Below are 23689 nucleotides of genomic sequence, written 5' to 3' on the forward strand. Positions count from 1 at the left end.
AATATACGATCCTCGATGAAAGCCCATCTGCGCTGCTATACCCGTATCCTGTTGCTGTTTATAGCAATTACAGCCGCTTGCGGTGATGCTCATGCACAAGGCAGCGTTTGGGATAGCCCTAAAGACAAAAAGCAAAAAGCCGCACAAAAGATCAGCGATGGGAAAAGCAGCTACCGCAAATGGCGCGACCACCTGGAGCAATGGGGCAGGGAAGAAAAATATACCCATCATTTTGCCGTGGGTGGTAAACTGAACAGCGATGGCTGGAGTGGTTGCCTTTACCTGCTCAAGCGTATCAGCGCAACGCAGAACCATCTGTTCCATTTTTCTTTTTCAGAGATCAAACATGAAAAACAGATCAAGCAGCAACGCAACAATACGGCCTATCCTGAACTGGGGCAATCATCGGCATTCGTCTACGGGAAGATCAATAATCTCTACACCCTTCAATTAGGTTATGGCAGGGAGCGATTACTGTTACCGGGGATCATCGAAGGAAACCTTTCATTGAGCTTCCGCTACAGCGGAGGTTTTAGCCTGGCACTGCTCAAACCTTATTACCTGAAACTGGTGTATACTGACTTTGCTAATAATCAGCCACCTGTACAGAAAGAGGAAAAGTATGGTGACCACAACAAAGAGCAATTTCTCAATAATAACGCGATACTTGGCTCTTCAGGTTTCTCGAAAGGACTTGGAGAGATAAGGCCGGTACCGGGAGTATTTGGAGAAATCAGCTTTGCACTGGAGTTAGGCAATAGCAAGTTCCTGGTACAGACAATCACCATCGGTGCCAATGGCGCTTACTATCCTGACAAGCTACCGATCATGGCAGAACTAAAGCCAGGCAATTTTACAGGGAGCGTTTTTGTAGGATTGAGCTTGGGCAAGAAATGGAAGGTCCAATAATGTAAAGTTATTCAGTCTAACTTATAATCGTATCAATAACAAAAAATCGGAGGCCTATTAAGCCTCCGATTATGTATAAATCTCAGAAAGTCCTACTAATTCGATAACATGCTATTGCGTTGTTCTACAGGCTCCAGTTTCATCTCAAATAACTCGACACTTTTTTTGATTTACATTGTATGTCAAAATAAACCGGACTGAATCACAAGGCATCAGGATTATTGTATTTATCATATTACGTTTTCCCAAGTCATATATCATAAAAGTATCACCAATCTAAAAAACTGCTTCAAAAGGTGAAACAGCTTCTAATATGAAAAAAACCTATTCAATTAAATACCACAACTTCCAGCGAGATTTGGACATTTCACTATTTATTTTCATAATAATTCTAGTAACGTTTTGAAGTCTTATACAAATACTAGCTTTTGATTTTGTACTCTTGATACCTGTACTATGCAGCATGTTACTATTCTGATCAAAAATCTGCAATTCATCGGCATCCGTAAAAAATTCGTAGGATAAGTGAAGCTGCTTTTCTCTTCCTGTAAGCTCTATTTCCTTCACTACTGAACCTTCACCCACAAATTGAACAGTATCCTTTTTATACTTTTCAAATCGAAATAAGCTTCCGTCAATTGGAATATAAAGAAATGTTCCATCATAAGCAAATTCATAAGGGTAAGCTTTAATTCCATTTCCAGTTTGGCCGCTAACAGAACGACCATTCTTTAGATTAATAACATACAGCGAAGGACAATGAATTTTAAACCATTTGCCTAAATCTTTATATACCTGAAAGTTTCTAACAGTAAATTTTTCTGTAGGTTCTTCTTTGATGGAATATTCTGAATTCACAATAGTGTCGCCTAATACATCCAAAATATTACTGTTGAAACATAGAGTTCGTCCTTCAAATTGTTTAGCATCCTCTTGAGTATATCTACCAACCCGTGAAGCATACACCATATCTTTATATTGCCAACATGATGTCAGAAATTGTTTTAGTGTGTAAATAGAATCTTTATCTGGCATTGCAATTAATTGTATTGTGCCAACCAAAACAGACAATACCATTAAAATTATTTTCTTATTCATATTAGTGATCCCTTTTGTAATCAGCATTTATATATAATTCAAATTCGTCTGTTCTTCGATTTCTTATCCCTGGCCAGGATTTTCCTCCTGAACGATCATAAGACAACCATACATTACGAAGTAAGCTCATGCTAACATTTCCATTTATAGCATTTGCAAGACCACTATATGTTGATCCAGATTGATAGGTAAAAATAACTAATGCATCGAATTGATGCTGATATAATGGAACATCGATCACAGCTTTTACTTTTGTTTCGAATCCTTCAACCTTTCCTCTCATCAAAGCAACAGCTTCTCCAATTGTTATACCATTTGCTAGGGCTTTTGCTTCTTGGTCAGATTGAACTACGTAACCAAATCCAATAGTTCTTACTCCATCGCCAACATCTTCAATATAGAATCTTCCGTTTCTAAAACCACTCATATTTGGGTTCTCATAATTAGCTAACATTTCATATCCCCTTTCTGACAAATGTAGTCTTTCATTTGCTTCGCTTCCACTTAGCTGCGCATCATCAGTAGTACCAGGAAAATTAATTCTTTTCACTTTCCCAATTTCAATGCTACCATTAACTGTCCGCCCTACATCAGCTGCATTAGACACTTCTTCCCTTTGGTCATCACTTTCCAGCTGGCCGCCTACCACATAGCCAGTCTTAAAATCCCAGGCCATTTTCACGCCACTCATATAGCTGTCATTATAGACAATTGTTAGGTCTTCATCTGCTCTTCCGGAGTATGTACCGGCCCCTGCTGCAAGCATGCCGGTAGGGTCTATCATGCCGGCGGGGTCATTGCCCATGCCCGTGTAGCCGCTAGGGTACTGGTCGGCAGGGTCTACACCCCAGAAACGGCCTATCTGCGGGTCGTACTGCCGGGCGTGGAAGTCGTACAGTTCCATTCCCAGCTCGCTCTGCAGGTTCTTTGTCTGGTACAGGTATTTATTCACCAGCGGTGTGGTGTTCTGCCCGCCGCCAGCTATCGTAAGCCCATGCGGATAATAATGCTGTTCCTCCAGCAGCTTGCCTTTGTAGTGAATCGTATGCAGGTTGTCTATGTATACATCCACATCCGATTCATTACTGTAGTGGATACCTACATACCCGTTTATCGGCATCGTCATGTCGCCCGCCGGCAGGTTCATCAGCTGCCAGGCCCCTGATGCCGTCCGCAGCTGCACTACCCTGCTGTATTCAGGTATCAGCGACAGGTTCTCATCAAATACCAGGTAGTTGAGGTATGCCCGTGGATAGGCAGGGTCAGTAGCGGCAGTCTTTAGCTGCTCATAGGTATTATAGTTCGCTGTAGTAAAAAGATTATTGATGATCTGCGTAGTAGACCCGCCACCTTCAAGCTCCCCGGTACCTATTACACCACCCGATAAGGTTGCGATCAACGACGACAGCATATCCTCAGCCGGTGCGTAGGTATTGATGTTTTCATCGCTCTCGTAATAGCCATAGCCCGATAGCTCAAATGCATCGCCCGCCATAGCATGCAGCAGTACTGCTGCGCCTATACGATGGTCTTGCTCACTGCCATTCAGCCGCCCGCTCATCAGGTCGCTGGGCGTACCAAGCGGGCTATGCGCCCTGATCTGCGAAATACCTTCAAATATCCCCTCCTCTACATTAGCCGCCGCAAGCTCAAAAGAACCATTGTATTTCGTCAGTCCTTGTACTATCTCCTGGGCAATCACCCCACGTACATTACCCAGATGGTCCTTTACAAAAAAGTCGTTGTAGTACTTGTTACTGTCTACAACCACACGCGTGCGGCCATGCTCGTGCAGCATATACAGCAGGCTATCGTTACGATACACGAACGGCCCCCAGTACTTGTACGATGTAAGCTGCGCATTATCCGAATTGATCTCTTTACGCAACAATACGCCGTTGGCATCGTATATATTCTCGATCATACCCGTATCGGCAATAATGACCAACGGGAGGTCTAGATGGTTGTAGGTGATCTCATTAATATGCTTGTTATAATCTCTTTGTAGATTCCCGTTCTTATCGTATTCATAGTCATACCCCTCCGTATTGTTATCCTCAAAATCATTAAAGGCCCGCATATTGGTCAAATCCTGAACATGCGACAGGCGGTTGCTGTTGCTATAGTAGTTATAGGTCAGCTCATCGATAGGCTGCACTATAGGATTACCTCCCTGAAACAGCATTATACCATTCTGCGACATCGTCTGCATATTGCCGTTCTTATCGTAGCTGATACCATACGCAGAGTAGCCATCATTATAAGGACTTGTCGACCACGGATTGATCGGGTATGAAGGTCCGTATGGCTCCCGCTGCGAAAAATAACCCAGGGTCATACGGCCTGCTTCATCATAATTATAACCATACGCACGGGCAGGCGCAGCAAGGCCGGCACCTCGGTACATATATCCGGCAAGCTTGCCATCGTACCTGCGCTGCGCAAAGCCATAATCATAACACAGCACTTCGCCATAGTTCATCCTGGCCATCGATGAGTTGGGAGACAGCACATAGTCCTTATTGATACTTTTCAGCTCATTGCGGATTGTATAAGTGAATGATTGGTCTTCTATACCACCGAGTGTCTTTTCGGTAAGCCTGCCCATATCATCATACTTGTATGTTGCCATTGGCAGCCATGCCGTATTGTTGGTATTGCTTACATGCTCTACCATTTGCCCTTCATGGTTGTAATGATACCTGTTTACCACCTTAACATAAGCCGGGCCTATGCCCGTAGGGTTCACATGCCTGGTAATGTCCACCAGCTTATTTCCGGAAAAATCAAACTGTACTGCGGCCACATCCCAGTCGTCGGTTGCGGGCACATCAGGGTTCGATGTATGCGTCTGCACTGCTCTGCCAAACTGATCGTAAAAGAACACACTGCGTATCCAACTGTTTAAGCCATCCATCACTTTTACCCGCGATCCTACCAGTTTGCCATAATTATGGATCTGCAACACTTCAGGATAAACGGATTTGGTAGAGGTAACAAAATCAGACGCAAAATTTTCGGGCGTGCGCAACTGCATATCTACAGGCATTTTGCTATGTTCATCGTAATAATTGTACACGAGCACCTCTATATTTTCGCCGCCATCGGGCGTAAAAGTGTAATTGCCGTCAAAGCCGTTGCGGATCTTATCAGAAAAGCTACCCGAAAAAAGCGTCGTACTGCCATCGGTTATGCTTTGCCATTGGCTCCGCTGCCTTGTCGATTCTATCAGGCCAGACATCACCACATTGCCCCTGCCATCGTAAATGGTAAATGCCCATTTCCCCTGCTCCCGCAGCTCCGGCGACTGAAACATTACGGGGCGGTTCAAAGGGTCGTAAACCGTATATTCATAACCATCCCTGTCCGGTACTTTCCGTTCCCTTACCCTTCCCTGTTCATCATAATTGTAATGAAAACATTTACCCGCCAGTTCCAGGTCATGCATCTCCCCTGTATGTATGTTGAACTCGCAATCCGGCGTTATCAGCCATACCAGCCTACCCAGGTCATCGTATACATAGTAGGTTGCCAGCCATTCAGTAGCATTCTTCACCTTTTTGCAGAGCAACTGATCATTTTTATTGTAGTACTCTTTTACATAACTATTGTGCTCCCCGGTGGTATGTTTTACCGTTAGCTGCCCAGCGGGATAAGTGCCCACCTTTTTAGGTTTGCCTCCGGTTGTCAGGTCGCCTATCAGGTTGATTATCGGGATATCATTATCCGCACCGGCACTGTTAAAATTGGCAAAAGATGTTGTTCCCCGGTTACTACCTACAAAGCTTACACCAGGAGCATAGCTTTTAGTATATAGTACACCGCTGTTCGCTTCCAGTTTCTGTTTACTATAGGTATAATCTTTTTCAACCTTATCGGAATTCCAGCTACTGTTGTAATAGGTTTTCTGCTCTGCAAAAGGCTGCAGGCGGAATTTTTTCTGATCGGATATATAGGGCAAAAATCCATAACTCGTGAGCCCAGGCTTGATATCAACCGGTGTTACGATATGGCTATTACCCATAACAGACTGTTTAATGGACTGGTACACCGTACCAAAACCATTACGGTACGCTGTTCCAATACGCGAATAACCTGTATTGTTTGCTGTTATTGCCGTTACCGGTGCCTGGGGTGTCCATGTGCGGATATAGTTGAATTCCGAGCCGCCGGTGTTTATTCCGTATACCGGGAAGCTTACAGAAGACGGCGTAGCCGAGACCGGATCTGTACCTCCATTAGGTATGTTTTGAGCAGCGCCCTGCAATGCTGCAGCAAATAACAGGATGATATTTGCCAGCATTATGCGATATATAGATTTGGTCATTGTAGATGGATTTAATTGTCGAAGCCTTGGTTTATTTGTTTTTGCTGCGAACGGATATGGCCGTTGATATCCCTTACGATCGTCGGGCGGCCCTGCATATCGTACTCGTAATAGGTAATATTATTAAATTCATCTACAGCCGTGGTCATTCCCAGTAACGGGATATAGGACCAGGTCTTCATCCTGGCATCCACAGGATGCAACCGGAGCTCATCAAGAGCGGCAGTACCGAATTTCTGAGTGATCTTCAGGCGGTTACCGTCTCCAACTATGGTCCTTGAATATAAGGTCCATCCGTCCTGAAGCTGCATTTCCGTTCCCAGGCCGATATCTGTATTGCCGAGAAACACATAAGGCAACCTCGTTGCCCAAAGAGACAACCTGTATTCTTTCCCGGCCTCCAGTGCATAGGTAGTTATAATACTGTCTGACTGAGATTGTGTCTCATATATATATCTGCCGGCAATTGCACGGCTGCTGTTTGATGATCCGGTCGGCGCTTTTACCCTTGATGGCGAGAAGACCCAGTTCCCTCTTGATAGGTCCGAAGCGCTATGTGTAAGGCCTTCAAAACCCGTATAGGCAATTTGATTGAATTTGGCATTGCTGATCTCTGCAATTTTCCTGTCTGCCACCGAATCCCATACGCACGCGGTGTATATCTGCCTGTTTCTCAGCCTTGTCTCGAGCACGTTGCCACTTGAGTCATAAATAGTAAATTGTTTGGTACGCTCGAATGACGGTAGCGAACCTGACCACAGGCCAAGCGCCCTTTCTTCTGACAATCTATAGTTACTGTCATATAGTATGGGTGCATTAGTAAAGGTCTCATACTCATTAGGGAAACGTAGCTGGCAAATCTTCTTGCTATAGGCAAGAAAGTCCGGTTTCTTATTATCACGATTAGGATACGGGAATAAGGTCAGGTTCTTTTCTGTATAAGGATGCGGAACTTTTAGCCTCGTCTTGATGATTTTGTTATTTGCTGCATTATTCACATCCACTTTCACAAGCCTTTCCACGATACGGTGTTGCATCGTATCCGGATTACAATGGGTACACAAATTCCAGTCATAAGTATAGTCATACTCCTTCCGGTAGGTTTCGTTCTTACTATCCGTCCATGTTATGGCTTTCACATTATCACGAAAATCATAGGTATAGTTATATTTTATACTCGACTGAGTACTGCCAGAATAATTGGTAACCGTAGAATTAGTAATGCGCCAGATGCTGTTGCTCATACCTTCGCCACCACCTTCACGCCCTCCCATAGTTGATATAACAGTTGTATCGCAACCAGGCTGCGGACAGGGTTTATTAAATATAAAATCCCTTGCCTGTATTGCCAACGCGTGAGGTAAACCATCCGGATACTTACCGTTTGCATGGTACTTGTTAACTCGCGAACTAACTAATTGGTCATTCATATCATATTCCTGCTCAGACATCACTAAACCCATAAGAATTGTATTAAAACTGAGTACATAAGCCGTATGATACAATAAACCTGTCGTCTGCGTGATATTTGCACTGCCCGGGAATTTAGGGTTGGTAAATATATTAGAAGGATCAAAAAGTGTTGCCAGGTCGGTAGGAACTTTGAGATTAGAGAATTGATATATTTTTTTAGATAGGCGCTCTGATGTATACTGGTTATGAACTGTTGTCGTAACACTGGAAAATCCGTGATTGGAACCTCTGAAGAACGGCTGCGGAGAAAGGAAAAAATTGAAGTACTGCCTTTCCCTCAAAAGAAAGTTATTAGAGTTTTGATCGTTCTCCAACAATACGGGCTTCCAGAAATATCCTCCGGAATGAAATCGCTGCCCGTCACTATAATCGTATTGTGTTAATAGCGTATGCTGCAAACTGATGCCATCTTTTTTAATTACCTGGTATACAACCAGGCCGTCTGTTGCATCCCTGCCACTTTTATCCTGGTCAATTGTATTGGGTACTATTAAATTTTCTCTGTTGTAACCACGATAGGTTTCTATTTGAAGTGGATCAACATTTGCTAATACCGGCTTTTTATACCTGAATTCTATTTCACCACCTTGTCCGTTCGTTATTTTTTTTAGAATACAGGCCTGCAGGTAATCCAGGTTAGTAGTGGTATCAGGGGTGCGGTTTGTTCCATAGGTTATTGCTATTGGCGTACCGAACACGAATACGACAATTGTATGCTGCGGAATGGAAAGGTTATAATCCCCATTGTTAGTCGTTAACGGGAAAACGTGTCCATTATTGGCATAACCATAGTAATCCCTTTGCGGCGACAGGCGTTTAGGCAGAGGCGATGGATGGTAATCGAATGTAAAAAAACGTTCTCCATTGCCATTTGCATCAAGACGGTCAATACTATTGAGTTTTAACCTTAAACTGGAACCACCCTTAAGGGAATTGATGGTAAGTTCAGAACAGGATGTTCTATGCGGCACTTCTGTACGCGTATCTGTACTATTCGGGGTACTGAAATAACTCTGATTTAATCGATAGGTGATACTATGTTTTATGTTATTATCATATGCTCCTTCAACTTTTATGGACGATAATACTGCCGCACCGGGCAAATCACAACGAGCATGGTTCTGGTCATCAGTATTAAAATACACCTTTACACCGTTGGGATACTCGATATCAGAAAGCTCAGAAATAAATCCATCAAATCTCACATCCTTTATTTCCGGCACAAATCCCGCACCCCCTCGCTCCCAAACTTTCTCCTCTTTATACAGCGCATAATCGACGTTAGTGCGCCTGTAATTGAATTTGATAGTTTTCCCGGTATAGGTTACCACCTGCCATAGCACAAATTTATTGGTGACATACAAGCTGTGGCTGTTTGTAGCTCCCTCTGTAATCCTATGGTTCTGATCTCCCTGTATAAAATAGAAGCTATTCCCTTTTTCATCTACAATGGTAAAACTTGTTGTATCAATTGGCAATGTGCCATATTGGGGCCAAACCCCGTCCGTTATAATACGAGCCGAACTATGCCTTGCATATACTTTTAATTCACTCTTCGGCATGGTAAAAGCGAATCCATTATACTTTTGCATTGCAAACTTTACGGTCCTGCCTCCAAGATTTGCAATGAATATATCGGTGGCGTAATCCCTATGTGCTGAAATTGTACTATCTACCCAAGGTCCCAGAATGTACAAACCATCCCAATTCGGAATTGAAAATTCATCCTCAAGCCCCTGCGCCAGCCTGTCTATACTACCACCAGCCTGTACTTCCCATCCCAGGCCTGCCGAGGACGCGACATCATCGACCCTGATACCTTTATTGGAATAAGACAAGGATACACCCAGGTCTAGCCCGTCGATCTGGTAATCATATATTGGGATCCTCGTACTGCCTATTCCCGTATAGAGGTCCACATTATACAACTCATCGCCGGTATTGGCATGTGTCGAATTAGGCAATTGGTCGCCCTCCGGTGCATTTTTGGAATCCTTCACACCAAGCAAAGCCTGCGCCTGTACCGACAAGCCAGCCAGCATGAAATAAAAAACTAGTCTAATTTTTAACATATAAAGTCAATTGTTTTTCCCTGTTACAAATCTTAATTGAATTGGTGATCGAAGATTTTTCTCTTTCCACCAGACATCGTATAATAGCTGCACGCCACCGTTCCAATCTTCATTGATACGGTAGGTTTTGGTTATGCCCAGCATTAGCGACTCATTGTAGGTTGAGTTATTATGTTTATTGGTGATCGTTGTTTCTGATGCTGTTTCGCTTCCTGTAAATGCGGCACGTTTGTACATACGCTCATAGCCTGCATACGCACCAAAGCCATATTGCCATTTCCATTCCGCATAGGTCCGGAAGCCGATCCCTTCAAAGCTGAATTTTACAGTACTCCAGTTTTGGCCCAAGCCAATGCCTGTAGTCAGTGCTAATCCGTAGGTCAGGCTTGCTGTATGTCTAAAGCCAGCCATCGCCGAAATCTGCAGGATAGCAGGCATGCCATCTATTGTCGGCCTTGTTGTTTGATAATTAAATTGCTTCTCAATCCGCTTGCTGAACGGAAGGCTGCGCATTGGGTTTGTTTTGAATTCAGGCTTTTGGATGTTCCCTGCTTTATTAAAGGATTGTTTGGCCTGCTTTGCATGTTTGATCTTGTTCTTTACATCGGTGATACCTTTGGTATGTTTATCAAAGTCTTTAATCTGGCCACTCATAGTTTGCCCAATGCCTGACAGATTACCACCGAACCGCTCTTTTAGCTGACCTTCGATCTGCTGCTTTGTTTGGATGCCTATATTATCAAGTTCTGTAGAGCTTTTGCCTGTCAGGCTCGCCATTCCGTTTCCGCCTTTCAGGTAGCTGTCGAAGCCTTCCTGTCCTTGCAAAAATTCCAGCGCCTTTTCTTCCCCTTTGGATGGCTCATTGCTGATCTGCTCAAATGCGCCCATTTTACCTTTGGCGTAGAAGACCAGTTTTTGGATATCGGTCAGACCACCGACTTTAATGTTGCTGCCCTTATTGGCATTTTTAAGGTTAGTGGTACGCTGCTGTATCAGCTGGTTAATGGCGGTCTGCTTATCTTCTTGTGCTTTCAGCTGGCTTAACTTATTATCGTAAGCAGTCAGTTCATTTTGATGTGAGCTACCTTGCAGATGTGCCTTGTCCTGTAGGAATTTCTTGACACCTTTCAGGCTGTCTATTCCGGACCGGCCTCTTTTGGTGTATTTGTTTAGCGTACCTGCACTGTCCTTCCTATTTAACTTTGCAATGGAATCATAGGTAAGCGGTTGTTGTTGGTAGCGCACATAGGATACCGAGTCCTTGCGCTTCAGTTTAGCTAAGTATTTTTCTTCTTTCCTCTTTAATTTTTTAAGGAGTTTTTCCTGCTGCTTTGCTACCCTTTTGTTCAGTTTTTCCCTGGCCCTTATATTGACATCTAAATACTTCTGCCCTTTCAAATACACCATTCCTCCTTCTTCCTGTGCAGTTGCCTGCATGGAAAATAAGGAAAACGCAAAGCAGTAAATGAGGATGAAGCAGTGTTGTCGCACAGAGCTTTGTTTAACAATTATTGTTGTTTTTCAAGGATTTAGGATATAGACGGCGCAAACATAATATCTATTTAAATCCTAAAACACCGTTTTTTAACGGTACGGCAAATGTTTTTATTCCCGTAACATCGCCAACAGCTCATCGTCATTCGTGCCCTTTAGGATATAGCCATCTGCACCTTGTCTCCTGCAATGGTTCATGAGTTCAGAATCGTCCTGCATGCTGTAGAGGAATACTTTGATGGCCGGCCAATGTCTTTTGACAGAAGCCAATGTATCCATCCCGTTCATTTGCGGCATGTTCATATCCACGATACAACTATCAGGTAAGATTGTATTTTTTCTTAAGGCTGAAATGAGTTCTTTACCGTTAGCAGCTTCGATAACTACGTTAAATCCGCATTTAGAGAGGAAGTTGGAAAGGCCTTTGCGTAGTAATGGATGGTCGTCAGCAATGGCGATGTTTCTTGTTTTCATGGTCGAGATACGTTTGGGTTACAAACTTAATAGCACAAAATAATTTGCTAAATCTCTGAAAGTGGAATAATTTGGGTGGCAAAATGCCAATCACTGGTAGCATTTTGCCACCAGCATTTAAACGTCCAAAGTCATGCGTAATTTAGCCCACATAGGAAGGAATATTCAAATTATTAGGGAACTACGGGGAATGAAACAGGAAGCACTTGCATCTGAGGTCGGTTTATCTAGGCAGATGATTTCCAAGCTTGAGCAAAGTGAGGAGATTGATGAGGAAACTCTAAAAAAATTAGCGACTGCTCTAGGTGTAGAAGCGGACGCTATAAAAAATCTAAATGTTGATAAAGTCTTCAATAACATAAATAATTTCCACGACCAATCTGTACAGAACCTTTTTAATCCTATAGATAAGGTCGTAGAACTTTATGAACGAATGCTCAAGGAAAAAGACCAAACAATAGAAGCGCTACGTAAGGAGCTTAAACCTTAGAAGCGCTTCTTCGATTATTTACAGATAGACCATCTCAAAGGTCAGGTCGCCCGTTGCGCTTACCCCATTTGACGGATCCCAGGTCAGTTCGATGGTGTTCTGTTTTCTGATCAGTTTACTTGCCGAGACCGTTCCGGTAGTGTCCAATGACACGCTCAGTCCATTTTCCAGTGCTATCGCCAGATCTACCGATGCTGCCTGTAGGAAGTTTGCATCCATGTTGGAAAGATAGGTCTGCTGCGCCGTACTGAGGTTGAAGTTTTCATTGATCCAGGCCGAAAAGCCGGACCTTACGTTTGCGATTTCAATTTGCAGTGAAGCCGAAGGCAGGGCGTAGAGCTCTTCCATCTTGAGCGCCACTCCTGTGGTGGTAAAGTTTTGTTTTGCCATGACAGTATTTAGATTGGTTATACTAACTTCAGAACAAATTCGTTGTACTAATTGTTTGTCCTTGGAAAACTTAGACCCTATTGATCAACCAATTACCCTGCTGTGAACGAACCTAGACAATCCAGATACAACGACATCTATGTGCGCATTGCCCTCTCCCTGATATCCGCACATTTCATCGTTACCTTCGGCGAGAAGGAGACTTTCTTCGAGCTGCTGGTAATGCCGTATTATTATGTTTCAGTACTGGGAAGTGCCATCATCGCATTTCTTGTCATCTCGCTGGTCCGCTATATCTCCATCCTTTTGGACAGGCGCTTTGACTGGAAGGAGCGCACGCCGGAGCGTATCGCCCTACAGGTCTGCGCAGGTATCGCCATGCCTATCATAGCGGCATTCCTGCTGGCTAATTTCTATTTCATGTACTTCGGTATAGACATCCATGAAACGCTGTACCTCCAATATGATTTTCCCTTCGTGGCTATTTTCATCGTTGCCATCAACGGCTATTATATCGCCTATTATTTCTACAGCCGTTACGAGGATCTTTCCAGTGGCCTAGCAGACAAAATGGATAATAGCGAGGTGCCAGACGGCGAAGCCAAGACAGTACAGACCTTCATCGTCAGCAAGGGGACCAGGCGCATTGCCATTCCTTTGCAACAGATCGGTTATTTCTTTAGGGGTGAAAGCTTCAACATGCTGCGCAGTACAGAGGGAGAGGATTTCATGGTACCGCAGACGCTTGAAGAGATAGAACAAATACTTCCGGAAGTGGCCTTCTTCAGAGCCAACCGCAGGGTGATCGTCAGCAGGACCGCCTGCCGTTTCTTTGAACCACTGGAACATAACAAGCTCCGACTGGAGGTATCGCCTCCCCTAAAGGAGGACGTGGTCATCAGCCAGAAACGCTCACGCTCCTTCCGGGACTGGTTCGCTGCCACATTTTAGCCTGCTGGTACTGTAATTGTGTAGAAGAACTGGTATGGAAACGCTATTTCCCATTGGACCTGTAATGCCCTATGGCTTCAGCTATTATCCCGATTTTATCACCAAGGAGCAGGAGCAAAAGTTATTGGAGATGATCTCCGGGATGGACCTGCACACCCTGATCTTCCAAGGTTACGAGGCCAAACGCAAGGTGGAAAGCTTCGGTTATAGTTATCATTTCGACACCCGCACCATCACCAAGGGGAAACCGATACCTGAACAGATGATATTCCTGGTGCGGAAGGTAGAGCAGTGGTTTTCACTGCCGGAAGGTTCCGTTGCGCAGGTACTGGTCACTGAATACCCGATTGGCGCTGTTATCAACTGGCATCGTGATGCCCCGCCTTTCGATAAGATCATTGGGCTCTCCCTACAGTCCGATTGTACTTTTAAGCAGCGCCCCTACGACAAGGCAAAGCAGGGGCGTAAGTCCGTGATTTCCCAAACTGTAAAACGGCGCTCACTCTACATCATGCAGGAAGAGGCAAGGGAAGATTGGGAACACAGCACCGCTCCCGTCCAGGAGATCAGGTTCTCCATTACCATGCGTACCCTGAGACCGGGCTTCGGTTAGGACTTGGATTTCCCTTCCCTAGCCTTAATCAAGTGGATGTCCTGCTGCATCTCCTTGATATAACGAAGTACGGTATCCATGTCCGCACTACCCTCAGGTATATTTCCGCTCATGAACTTTTCAAACTCCCATAGCTCCAAAACGTCTTCTGCCGCAACCTCATAAGGTTCATAGGTGAGGTTGAGCGACTCCAGCAGGAAGGACTTTTCCAGGACGGTCACCTTTTTGAATACGAAGTCCTGCTCCTCCCTCAATATCACGATACACAGCGTACCCGCCTTGATCGACCCCATATCGGTAACATATTTGGTCAGGATATCACTGCCCTCGGGAATGGGCAGCATCGAATCCCCCGTTGTCGGGAACATCCTGTAGGTGTTGCCGGTCTTCAGGTTGGGAAGGCTCAGCTTCGGAAGCTCCGCGATATAGCTCGGATCATGGTAGCCTGCCTTATAGCCTGCCTTTGCCTTCACCGAAACATATTCTACGTTCTCCCTGTTGCTCCTGTCCACCGTAATGGCCAGCACCCGGAGGTTTCCCCCCTTTAGGTACACATCGTTGCCCGCTTCCAGTTCCCGCAGCCGCAGCTCCCCTATCTTGGAAAGGTCAACGGTAATGAGGGTATCGACGCTCACCTTGAAATATCTTGAAAAATTCACTACATCCTCCAGCAGAGGATTGGTGGTCCGTCCACTCTCCAGGGTAGCCAGCTTGGATCTGCTGATTTTCAGTTCGTTGGCCAAAAAATCCTGTGTCATTTTTTTGCGCTCCCGCAAAAATTTGAGGTTGCCCACCCAAAATTGTTTTTGATTTCCCATTTCCAATTGTTACTATTGAAAACAACACTTTGTTGCCATTAGCAACAAATGTATGAATTAAATTAATAAATCCTATGGAGAGGCATATTGTGCATTGTGATCAGGATACGTTTTTTGTATCGGTGGAAAGGCTGGAAAATTCGGCACTTATTGGCAAACCTGTATTGGTCGGCGGCAGTTCCGACCGTGGCGTGGTGGCCGCCTGCAGCTATGAGGCCCGCAGGTTCGGGGTGCATAGCGCCATGCCCATGAGGCTGGCCCGCCAGCTCTGTCCCGAGGCCATACTGGTCAGGGGCGACCATGACCGCTACAGCTATTATTCCCGCCTGGTGACCGATATCATCACCCAATATGCCCCCGTGGTGGAAAAGGCAAGCATCGACGAACACTACCTCGACATCACGGGCATGGACAAGTACTTCGGCTGCTGGAAGTGGACACAGGAACTACGCCAGCGCATCATGCGCGAAACTGGATTGCCCATCTCCTTCGGGCTGTCGGTCAATAAGACCGTTTCCAAGATCGCTACCGGGATCGCAAAGCCTTGCGGGGAGAAGCAGGTGGAAAGCGGGAACGAAAAGGGCTTCCTGGCACCGCTTTCCATCAGGAAGATACCCATGATCGGCGAAAAGACCTATATCCAGCTCCGCAACATGGGCATCGCACGTATCGAGACCATCCAGCAGATGGAGGCCTCCATCATGGAACGGGTGCTCGGCCTGAACGGCATCACCATCTGGAAGAAGGCCAACGGGCTGGACGACTCGCCTGTAGTGCCGTATTCAGAGCGCAAGTCCATCAGCAAGGAAGAGACCTTTCAGAAGGATACCATCGACATGGAACTGCTCCGCAAGACCCTGGCGGGAATGGTAGATGCCCTGGCCTTCGACCTGCGCAAGGATGGCAAGCTCACCGGCTGCGTGACCCTCAAGATCCGCTACTCCAATTTTGAGACCTGCTCCAAACAGGAAAGGATATCCTTTACCAGTTCCGACCGTATGCTCATGCAAAAGGTCATGGCGCTTTTCGACAAGCTCTACAGCCGCCGTATGCTCATCCGCCTGATCGGGGTAAAGTTCAGTGACCTTATCACGGGCAACTACCAGATAGACCTTTTCAACGATGCGGGCCGTGACATCAACCTGTCCATGGCGATGGATGCCATCCGTAACCGCTTTGGAACCGATGCCGTAAAAAGGGCCATAATCCTCTGATGCCATGCTGCTGAATGTCCATAGCTATTACAGCCTACGGTACGGAACGATCAGTATCGACCAGCTGACCACCTGCATGTTGCGGGGAGGCCATGATACCGCCGTACTGACCGACATCAACAACAGCACCGGCGTGCTTGAATTTGTGAAGGCCTGCCGCGACAAGGGATTGAACGGCCTTGCGGGAATGGAGTTCCGTAATGGTGACGAACTGCTCTATATCGCCATTGCCAGGAACACCAGGGGCTTTCGGGAGATCAACGAACTGATGACCGCAGCAAACAGGGAGGCAAGGCCATTGCCCGCCAGCCCACCTGATTTCAGCCATGTCTTTGTTGTCTACCCCTTTGGGAGCAGGAAGGTTAGTGAGCTACGTGAATTTGAATATATCGGCATCAGGCCGGAGAACCTCACCAAAATCGCACTGGAGCCGAGAAAGAACTTTGAACGCTATGTGATCTGGCGGCCGGTGACCTTCGGCGGCCAGAAGGGCTACCAGTTGCACCGGCAGTTGCGCTCTATAGACCACAATATCCTGATCTCCCAACTGCACCCTTCACAGGTGGCCTCGGAACTGGAGACCTTCCCCTCAAGGGCAAAGCTGATGGAAAGTTACCGCGACTTTCCGGAGATCATCGGGGCTACCCGCAAATTGCTACAGGAATGCAGCTTTGATTTTGATTTTACGGAGGTAAAGAACAAAAAGACCTTTACCGGCACCCGCTATGATGACAGGATGCTACTGGAAAAATATACCCTTGATGGGCTGAAGCTGCGCTATGGCCGCAGTGACCGTTTGGCCAGGGAACGGGCGATGAAGGAACTGGAGGTCATCGACAGCCTGAACTTCTCCTCCTACTTCCTGATCACCGATGACATCTGCCGCCATGCACGCTCGCGCAACTTCCACTACGTGGGCCGTGGCAGCGGGGCCAATAGCATCGTGGCCTACTGCCTGGGCATTACCGATGTCTGCCCCATCGAGCTTGACCTTTATTTCGAGCGCTTCCTCAATCCCAAGCGTAAGACACCACCTGATTTTGACGTGGACTTTAGCTGGAACGAAAGGGACGAGATGTACGATTATATCTTCCGCCGCTACCAGTCGGGCAATACCGCCCTGCTCGGGGCAATGAGCACCTTCCGCTCCCGTTCGATCGTCCGTGAACTCGGCAAGGTCTACGGCCTGCCCAAATCGGAGATCGACCGGTTGGTCATGGAACCAGAGAACATGCTCAACAGGAACGAGGTGGTGGACACCATCCTTTCGGTGTACAACCAGATGGCCGACTTCCCGAACCAGCGGACCATACATTCATCGGGCGTGATCATCTCAGAACTGCCCATCACCAGTTACTGCGCACTGGACTACCCGCCCAAGGGCCTGCCCACGATGCAGTTCGACATGTACCTGGCCGAGGACATCGGCTTTGAAAAATTCGATATCCTTTCCCAAAGGGGCATCGGCCATATCAAGGACAGTGTGGAGATCATCAAAGAGAATACCGGAAAGGTCGTGGATGTACACCAGCCAAGAAAGTTCTTCAAGGACCCGAAGATTGCCGAGCAGCTACGCAGCTCCGATACCATCGGCTGCTTCTATATCGAATCGCCTGCCATGCGTCAGCTCATCGCCAAACTGGACTGTAAGGACTACCTCACATTGGTGGCGGCAAGCTCCATCATCCGTCCCGGCGTGGCCTCTTCGGGGATGATGAAGGCCTACATCGAAAGGCACCACAACCCCGAAAAGGTGGACTATATCCATCCGGTATTCAGGGAACAGTTGGAGGAAACCTATGGCGTGATGGTCTATCAGGAGGACGTGATGAAGGTGGGCCACCACTTTGGCGGGCTTGACCTCGCTGATGCCGACGTACTGCGCAGGATGATGAGCGGCAAGAGCCGCAGCAAAAAGCACCTGGAGGAGATCGAGGACAAGTTCTTCTCGCACTGTAAAAAAATGGGCTATCCCGAAAGCATCAGCCGCGAGGTATGGCGGCAGATGGAAAGCTTCGCAGGCTATTCCTTTAACAAGGCGCATTCGGCCTCTTTTGCAGTGGAAAGCTACCAGAGCCTTTTTCTCAAGACCTACTATCCGCTGGAGTTTATGGTGGCCGTCATCAACAATTATGGAGGCTTCTACCAGCGCAAGGTCTATATCAACGAGGCCCAAAAGGCCGGGGGAAACATCCACCTGCCCTGCGTGAACCATAGCCGCTTCAATACCCGTATCATCGGCAGGGACATCTACCTCGGCTATGACAGCCTGCTGAACCTTGAAAAACAGTACGCGGAGTTCATACCGCAAGAACTGGAAATCGGCGGGGCTTTCCGGGATCTCAATGATTTTGTGCTTCGTACTCGTATCAGCCTGGAGCAATTGGTCATCCTGATCCGTTCGGGCGCCCTGCGCTTTACCGGAACGGGCAAGAAGGAACTTCTTTGGGAGGCACACCTGCTGCTCAGCGGGGTAAAGAGGACAAAGACCGACCCGGGCATGTTCGCCACCCCAAGCGAGGTAAAGAAGCCGAAGCTCCCCGCACTGGAAACATCGGTGCTGGAGGACATCTATGACGAACTGGAACTGATCAATTTCCCGGTAAGCGCTTCGCTGTTCGACCTGGCCAAATCGGATTACCGTGGTGATGCCTTTGCCAAAGACCTAAAGGAGATGGAAGGCAAAAAAGTGAGAATGGTCGGCGATTTCGTTTGCGATAAGCATGTGACCACCAAGAACGGCAAACAGATGAAGTTCGGCACCTTCTTCGATATACATGGGGACTTCTTCGATACCGTTCATTTCCCGCCATCACTGAAAGCCTTTCCACTACGGGGCAATGGCATCTACCTGGTACAGGGCAAGGTAGTGCTTGATTTCGGCTATCCCGCCATCGAGGTGGAAAAGATCGGCAAGATGCCCGTGCATTCAGACCCCAGGAGTGTTTAACGGTGAAACATTATACCTTAGCGCCTGTTATTTAAGGGGATAATAAGTAAATTCATGGTATGGAAATGATCACGATAGAAATCAATGGCACCAACAGGGACATCTATTTTGAAGAGGCCCAAAACGAGCTACTGGGAGAAATGATTTATCTGTTTAAATGGACGGGCGATAAGACCTTCCTGATGTCATACGACTTTGAACGGGACAGGCTCGTTGTGCAGGGACCTGCCCCCTATGAAGCAATGGAATTTCAGGAACTGATATCCCAAAAAGTGGAACACTATTTCCTTTAAATCTTATTAAACCTTTATACCAAACTCCTCTGCAATGTCGGCAGTAAGCTTAGAAAGGATACGCTTATGAAAATTTGCTGGCTGAAGGTAATTACCAAACAGGTTTTCTTTGATTTCAAGTTTCGATTTAAATATATGCTTACCACTTTTTTCCACCAATCCACTAAGTAAACCCTCTATTGCAGAGTTATTATAGACATATGCCATGGTAAGAACGTCGCCCGCAATATCCTTGTGAAACTTATATCGGTCTTCTATCGCAAAGGCTTCTTTGCTTATTGTTGCACGCTTCTTTTCCCTGCTATTAGCACCAGGGACAGGTCGCAGTTTCAGGTTAAAGTCTTTAGAACTGACTAGAAAATCTACCGCAGTAATATTGGTCCTAAACTTAAACAATCCTTCAATACTATCCACAAATGGATGCAGATGTGAGGTCACCGAAAATTTCTGGCTCCCCTTTATCCCTCCCGAGTTGCATGTAGCACAGGATGGGATAAGGTTATAAAAGGACAACGCTAAATAAGGGTATAGAGATTTATTCAGAAAATGATCGAACTGGGGCCGCGCCTTTCCGCGGATCGTCTTGATAGTGTATGTAAATTGAGCATTACAATACGGGCAGGTGTTTATCGACAGGCGCTTGGCATGACGATATGCCAAAGCACCATTTTTTCCAGCAACAAAGGAATTGTGATCCGTATCATAGTTGAAAACTTTTTTCAGTTCTAATTTAAGAAACCTGATAGCATACTTCTCTTGCTCCTTCAAATTCAACGGCCTTCCTGATTTATGATTAGGAAAAGGGAAATATCCAATCATTTGAATAACGCCAGAGGAAAAGTGTCCATCCGCCACCTTGGACAACCCTTCCAAATCCTTGGGCCTTCCACTTATTAGAACATCGAAGTTTCCCGATAGATAATCCATCAATGATTTCAAGGGATCACCTGTAGGCCAAGAGGAAAGCCGCCTACGAAGCTTAAACTCCTTATCAATTTCTTGTCGGAATTTTATTGCCATCCTATCCAGATCGGCTAAACTATGCCTACAGCCTATCATCTTATTGGTCTTTATTATTCTTCATTTCCTTAATCTCCTTAATGCGCTCCTCAAGCCTTTCCAATTCTTCATCAAGGCTAAATTTTTCGTTCCACATACTCTGAAGCTTATGCCTGATCAAAGGCTCCCCAATAATATCGATTACATCCTTGTAGCCTTGATTAACCGATATTTCATTGGGATTGTTCAGATATGCGATAATCTTATTGATCCGTTTCTTGGCATACTCACCCATCAAAATCCCATCGAGATAGAAAGAATCAGAATAAAGTGTGTGGATATTGGCACCAAAAGTTTGCGCCCTGTCATTTTCTTTAGAATGATAAACAGAGGCATTCCCATCCGTTTTTTCTAAAAACAACACATTTGTCTTTGGAAGATCAGAAGAAAGGAATGGAGTATTAGCAGTAAAAATCAACTGTAGGCGATGTCCACCGAATACCCTCTTTAGAAAATTAAGAGTAGTATCAAAAAACTGTCGTTGCCATTCTGGATGGAAACCAGCATCCCCCTCGTCAATCAATATAACCAGATCTTTTTTTAAGGTATAGTGAGAATGATTCCTAACATGATGGAACCTGGCCATTAGGGAAAGATAGGACTGTTCACCACTGCTCAAACCACGCCAATCGAAATCCAGGAATGAATCAATTCCCTTTACTTCGTAGTAGTACGACTTGAACTTCATAAAATTCTCGTAAGCCTTTTCAGAAATCTGAAGAAGCATATACCTGGAATTATCTCTATTTAATTTGATGGCGCCTGAATTAATTAAATTTTCGATAAATGAATAAAACACTTCGATAGCTTGCACCAAATCCTTGAACCTTTTAACATCTACTATATGATTATTGTATTCAAATCCCATTTCACTGACATTACGAAAGAACCTAAATACAAAATCTTTAAGAGTATCTTGCTCCACTGGCTGTGGGAGCATACTTAATATCTTAGGCGATGCATATTTACGCTGGTCAATTAGAAAATTAATTAGGCAAGCAAGCAAAAGATTGTTTAGCACTACCTGCTTCTGGCCACCACGTTCTACCAACCCCACTACTTTTGAAAATAAAGCCTTAACGTCATCTTGCTCTTTGTGCTCATTAAAGTAGGATAGGTCATCAAGGTTAATTTCAATCACCAATTCTTCCGGATGATCGAAAGGTAACTTCTGTTTTAGATTATCCTCTAGAAACTGAACAGCCATTGCGATCTCGCTGATACGTAAGTTTTGGAGGTCGGAATTTTTCCTGAGCAAAGAGAATTTTATCCCCTCTGTAGTATTATCCTGAAGGATTCTATTACGTTCGTTAACCAAAAGGGCAGAAGTTGAAATATTTATCAGTCCATGCCAATTGGTAACATCTTCCTTATAATTTAGAAAATAGGAATAGAAGATAAAATCCGCATCAGACACCTTACCATCAAACTCTAAAGGCCTATCATCATAATTCAATCTGTCAAATAATTTTGTCTCATCCTTCAAGGACAACACATAATGACTTGGAATGTATAAGTGAAAAACATCTTTCTGGCCATCAAGCAGGGAGTAAGCTATTATATCTTCCCCCATACGAGCCTCTAATCCTTTGGGAAGAAATGATTTCAGGTATTCCAGGATCGTAGACTTACCTGCACCATTCTTGCCAATGATTGCCGTAACATTTTTTATGTTCGGATCTTCAAAAAAGTTTGGAATATAATCAGGGTTAAACTTAATAACTAACTGCCTAGGCACACCTATTCCATCAACAATAGGTATTTCTTCCATTTCAAAGATAAAACGGGAGGAAAGGTTAATTCCTGCATTCTCCAGGGATTTATATTTCTTTATCCAGAGATAGTGTATTTCCATAGTTATAAAAGAGTAAAAGGGCGCTAAATTTGTTGTTTATACTATTCTATTAAGCTAAAGACTCAACTCAATTGCAGGTAGGTCCTCATACGTATATGGCTCGGCAGGTTCTAACTTCTCCCTGAAATCCTTTGCGATAGAACAGGCTTCCATTTCCTTTGCAGGAAACTTTGTCTTTCCTATCTCGGTGATACGTTCTTCACTCAGGTCACCGAACATCCACTCATAGGCCAGTTCCTCGTTTAGTATTGTCGGCATGCGTTTTTTGCTATTATGAACTTCCGTCATAAGTTCGTTGGCCTCCGTAGTCACTACCGAAACGGTCTTGACGATCTCGCCCGTATCCTGATCGGTCCACTCCTGCCAGATACCGGCCATATAGAAATAGTCCTGCCCCTTGACAGAAATGTAGTAAGGATATTTTACCGCCGTCTTGGTCGGAAGGCCTGTCCTTTTGTTAGGCGGAAATACATGTCGCCATTCAAAAAAACCTGTCGATAAAACCAAGCAGCGCCTTTTAAGGGCGGCCTCACGGTACATTTTCCTTGGCAGCAACATTTCTTCCGCTGTCGCATTGAGCGTAATGTACTGCACCCACTTTCCTTGATTGTCCTTAAATCCCTCACGGTATTTTTTAACCTCTTCCCGATTCTTCCAATACGGCGGGATAAAGCCCCATTCCATCTGTACGATATCAAAATCCTCTACCCCATACTTTCGTTGCAGTACGGCATTCAGGCCATAGTCAAAGCCAACCTGTAGGTCACGGCTCAAAAAATCATAGTTAAGTATGGCCTTCTCTAGCTGCTTCAGCCTGATATACTCTGACCTGGTTACCTTTTGCCGGTTATAATAGCACATCTATTTTCTCCTTTTGATTTCCTTTGCAATAAGCTCGCCGATCTCCTCGGCCTCCTGTTGGCGTCCTTCAGGAATACTCGTCCAGAAGGTTTGGTTTCCTGGAGCTGTCGTTCGGGTGACGATCAAAGCAGGCTTTCCGTTGCCGAACAGCACGCGAAATATCCTGTCATTGCCCACCATGTGCTCGGCTACATTCAACACAAGGTCATTATACCTGATCTCAAATTCTTCCATTCATTCATTGATAACATCTATCCAAATATCGCAAATCCAAAATACATTTCGATGCGACATCCCGAAATGAAAAATTGAAAATATTTAAATGCTCCTTAGCCAATTGGTACATTT

General features: G+C 45.4%; 18 protein-coding genes. 7 read left to right on the top strand and 11 right to left on the bottom strand.

The window, feature by feature from the left end; all coding sequences use genetic code 11:
• Window positions 1–15: 15 nt before the first annotated feature.
• On the top strand, window positions 16–909 hold the full coding sequence (locus B3I52_RS07055) for a hypothetical protein (protein WP_293299876.1): 894 nt from the start codon (window positions 16–18) through the stop codon (window positions 907–909).
• Between the two features lie 324 nt (window positions 910–1233).
• Here B3I52_RS07055 and B3I52_RS07060 read toward each other — a convergent pair whose 3' ends face one another.
• The 5 genes from B3I52_RS07060 to B3I52_RS07080 all read right to left on the bottom strand — a co-directional run bounded on the left by B3I52_RS07060 (window position 1234) and on the right by B3I52_RS07080 (window position 11847).
• Window positions 1234–2007: a hypothetical protein gene (locus tag B3I52_RS07060; RefSeq protein ID WP_293299878.1), complete on the bottom strand. Its 774-nt coding sequence runs from the start codon at window positions 2005–2007 to the stop codon at window positions 1234–1236.
• Between the two features lies 1 nt (window position 2008).
• Window positions 2009–6310 (bottom strand): glycoside hydrolase family protein, encoded by a 4302-nt coding sequence (locus B3I52_RS07065; protein ID WP_293299880.1) that lies wholly within the window; start codon window positions 6308–6310, stop codon window positions 2009–2011.
• A gap of 35 nt (window positions 6311–6345) precedes the next feature.
• Window positions 6346–9879: a hypothetical protein gene (locus B3I52_RS07070; RefSeq protein ID WP_293299882.1), complete on the bottom strand. Its 3534-nt coding sequence runs from the start codon at window positions 9877–9879 to the stop codon at window positions 6346–6348.
• Window positions 9880–9885: 6 nt separating this feature from the next.
• Window positions 9886–11316 carry a hypothetical protein gene (locus B3I52_RS07075; RefSeq protein ID WP_293299884.1) on the bottom strand — a complete coding sequence of 477 codons (1431 nt, stop codon included), beginning with the start codon at window positions 11314–11316 and terminating at the stop codon, window positions 9886–9888.
• 168 nt (window positions 11317–11484) lie between these two features.
• On the bottom strand, window positions 11485–11847 hold the full coding sequence (locus B3I52_RS07080) for a response regulator (RefSeq protein WP_293299886.1): 363 nt from the start codon (window positions 11845–11847) through the stop codon (window positions 11485–11487).
• 133 nt (window positions 11848–11980) lie between these two features.
• Between B3I52_RS07080 and B3I52_RS07085 the strand changes: the two genes are divergently transcribed.
• Window positions 11981–12337: a helix-turn-helix domain-containing protein gene (locus B3I52_RS07085; protein ID WP_293299888.1), complete on the top strand. Its 357-nt coding sequence runs from the start codon at window positions 11981–11983 to the stop codon at window positions 12335–12337.
• An 18-nt stretch (window positions 12338–12355) separates the two neighbouring features.
• Here B3I52_RS07085 and B3I52_RS07090 read toward each other — a convergent pair whose 3' ends face one another.
• Window positions 12356–12727 carry a hypothetical protein gene (locus tag B3I52_RS07090; protein ID WP_293299890.1) on the bottom strand — a complete coding sequence of 124 codons (372 nt, stop codon included), beginning with the start codon at window positions 12725–12727 and terminating at the stop codon, window positions 12356–12358.
• Between the two features lie 102 nt (window positions 12728–12829).
• On the opposite strand from B3I52_RS07090, the gene B3I52_RS07095 reads away from it, so the two are divergent.
• Together B3I52_RS07095 and B3I52_RS07100 are read left to right on the top strand one after the other, a co-directional pair.
• Window positions 12830–13678, top strand: a complete 849-nt coding sequence (locus tag B3I52_RS07095) for a LytTR family DNA-binding domain-containing protein (RefSeq protein WP_293299891.1) — start codon at window positions 12830–12832, stop codon at window positions 13676–13678.
• 34 nt (window positions 13679–13712) lie between these two features.
• Entirely contained in the window at window positions 13713–14291 is a 579-nt protein-coding gene (locus B3I52_RS07100; RefSeq protein WP_293299892.1) for an alpha-ketoglutarate-dependent dioxygenase AlkB, read from the top strand.
• Here B3I52_RS07100 and B3I52_RS07105 read toward each other — a convergent pair.
• Window positions 14288–15109, bottom strand: coding sequence for an XRE family transcriptional regulator (locus tag B3I52_RS07105; protein WP_293299893.1), 822 nt, complete (start codon window positions 15107–15109; stop codon window positions 14288–14290). The two genes, B3I52_RS07100 and B3I52_RS07105, sit on opposite strands and share 4 nt — an antisense overlap.
• 74 nt (window positions 15110–15183) lie before the next feature.
• Here B3I52_RS07105 and dinB point away from each other — a divergent pair, with 74 nt between their 5' ends.
• Genes dinB through B3I52_RS07120 form a run of 3 tightly spaced genes read left to right on the top strand, consistent with a single transcriptional unit; the run spans window position 15184 to window position 19566 of the window.
• Window positions 15184–16323: a DNA polymerase IV gene (gene dinB, locus B3I52_RS07110; RefSeq protein WP_293299895.1), complete on the top strand. Its 1140-nt coding sequence runs from the start codon at window positions 15184–15186 to the stop codon at window positions 16321–16323.
• Between the two features lie 4 nt (window positions 16324–16327).
• On the top strand, window positions 16328–19273 hold the full coding sequence (locus B3I52_RS07115) for a DNA polymerase III subunit alpha (RefSeq protein WP_293299896.1): 2946 nt from the start codon (window positions 16328–16330) through the stop codon (window positions 19271–19273).
• 59 nt (window positions 19274–19332) lie between these two features.
• Complete coding sequence (locus B3I52_RS07120) at window positions 19333–19566, top strand: hypothetical protein (RefSeq protein WP_293299898.1); 234 nt, start codon at window positions 19333–19335, stop codon at window positions 19564–19566.
• A gap of 6 nt (window positions 19567–19572) precedes the next feature.
• Here B3I52_RS07120 and B3I52_RS07125 read toward each other — a convergent pair whose 3' ends face one another.
• The 4 genes from B3I52_RS07125 to B3I52_RS07140 form a co-directional block, all read right to left on the bottom strand.
• Window positions 19573–20586, bottom strand: a complete 1014-nt coding sequence (locus B3I52_RS07125; protein ID WP_293299899.1) for a hypothetical protein — start codon at window positions 20584–20586, stop codon at window positions 19573–19575.
• Window positions 20587–20626: 40 nt separating this feature from the next.
• A complete protein-coding gene (locus B3I52_RS07130) occupies window positions 20627–22480 on the bottom strand; it encodes an AAA family ATPase (protein WP_293299901.1) in 1854 nt (617 codons plus the stop codon).
• Window positions 22481–22534: 54 nt separating this feature from the next.
• Window positions 22535–23254, bottom strand: coding sequence for an SOS response-associated peptidase (locus B3I52_RS07135; protein WP_293299903.1), 720 nt, complete (start codon window positions 23252–23254; stop codon window positions 22535–22537).
• An 87-nt stretch (window positions 23255–23341) separates the two neighbouring features.
• Complete coding sequence (locus B3I52_RS07140) at window positions 23342–23575, bottom strand: hypothetical protein (protein WP_293299905.1); 234 nt, start codon at window positions 23573–23575, stop codon at window positions 23342–23344.
• Window positions 23576–23689 lie beyond the last annotated feature (114 nt).

It is taken from the genome of Pedobacter sp. UBA4863, from assembly GCF_002399615.1.
Lineage (GTDB): Bacteria > Bacteroidota > Bacteroidia > Sphingobacteriales > Sphingobacteriaceae > Pedobacter.

Coding starts and splice junctions, on each gene's coding strand:
- B3I52_RS07055 (WP_293299876.1), top strand. CDS start 16: ATGAAAGCCCATCTGCGCTGCTATACCCGTATCCTGTTGCTGTTTATA.
- B3I52_RS07060 (WP_293299878.1), bottom strand. CDS start 2,007: ATGAATAAGAAAATAATTTTAATGGTATTGTCTGTTTTGGTTGGCACA.
- B3I52_RS07065 (WP_293299880.1), bottom strand. CDS start 6,310: ATGCTGGCAAATATCATCCTGTTATTTGCTGCAGCATTGCAGGGCGCT.
- B3I52_RS07070 (WP_293299882.1), bottom strand. CDS start 9,879: ATGTTAAAAATTAGACTAGTTTTTTATTTCATGCTGGCTGGCTTGTCG.
- B3I52_RS07075 (WP_293299884.1), bottom strand. CDS start 11,316: ATGCAGGCAACTGCACAGGAAGAAGGAGGAATGGTGTATTTGAAAGGG.
- B3I52_RS07080 (WP_293299886.1), bottom strand. CDS start 11,847: ATGAAAACAAGAAACATCGCCATTGCTGACGACCATCCATTACTACGC.
- B3I52_RS07085 (WP_293299888.1), top strand. CDS start 11,981: ATGCGTAATTTAGCCCACATAGGAAGGAATATTCAAATTATTAGGGAA.
- B3I52_RS07090 (WP_293299890.1), bottom strand. CDS start 12,727: ATGGCAAAACAAAACTTTACCACCACAGGAGTGGCGCTCAAGATGGAA.
- B3I52_RS07100 (WP_293299892.1), top strand. CDS start 13,713: ATGGAAACGCTATTTCCCATTGGACCTGTAATGCCCTATGGCTTCAGC.
- B3I52_RS07105 (WP_293299893.1), bottom strand. CDS start 15,109: ATGGGAAATCAAAAACAATTTTGGGTGGGCAACCTCAAATTTTTGCGG.
- dinB (WP_293299895.1), top strand. CDS start 15,184: ATGGAGAGGCATATTGTGCATTGTGATCAGGATACGTTTTTTGTATCG.
- B3I52_RS07115 (WP_293299896.1), top strand. CDS start 16,328: ATGCTGCTGAATGTCCATAGCTATTACAGCCTACGGTACGGAACGATC.
- B3I52_RS07120 (WP_293299898.1), top strand. CDS start 19,333: ATGGAAATGATCACGATAGAAATCAATGGCACCAACAGGGACATCTAT.
- B3I52_RS07125 (WP_293299899.1), bottom strand. CDS start 20,586: ATGGCAATAAAATTCCGACAAGAAATTGATAAGGAGTTTAAGCTTCGT.
- B3I52_RS07130 (WP_293299901.1), bottom strand. CDS start 22,480: ATGGAAATACACTATCTCTGGATAAAGAAATATAAATCCCTGGAGAAT.
- B3I52_RS07140 (WP_293299905.1), bottom strand. CDS start 23,575: ATGGAAGAATTTGAGATCAGGTATAATGACCTTGTGTTGAATGTAGCC.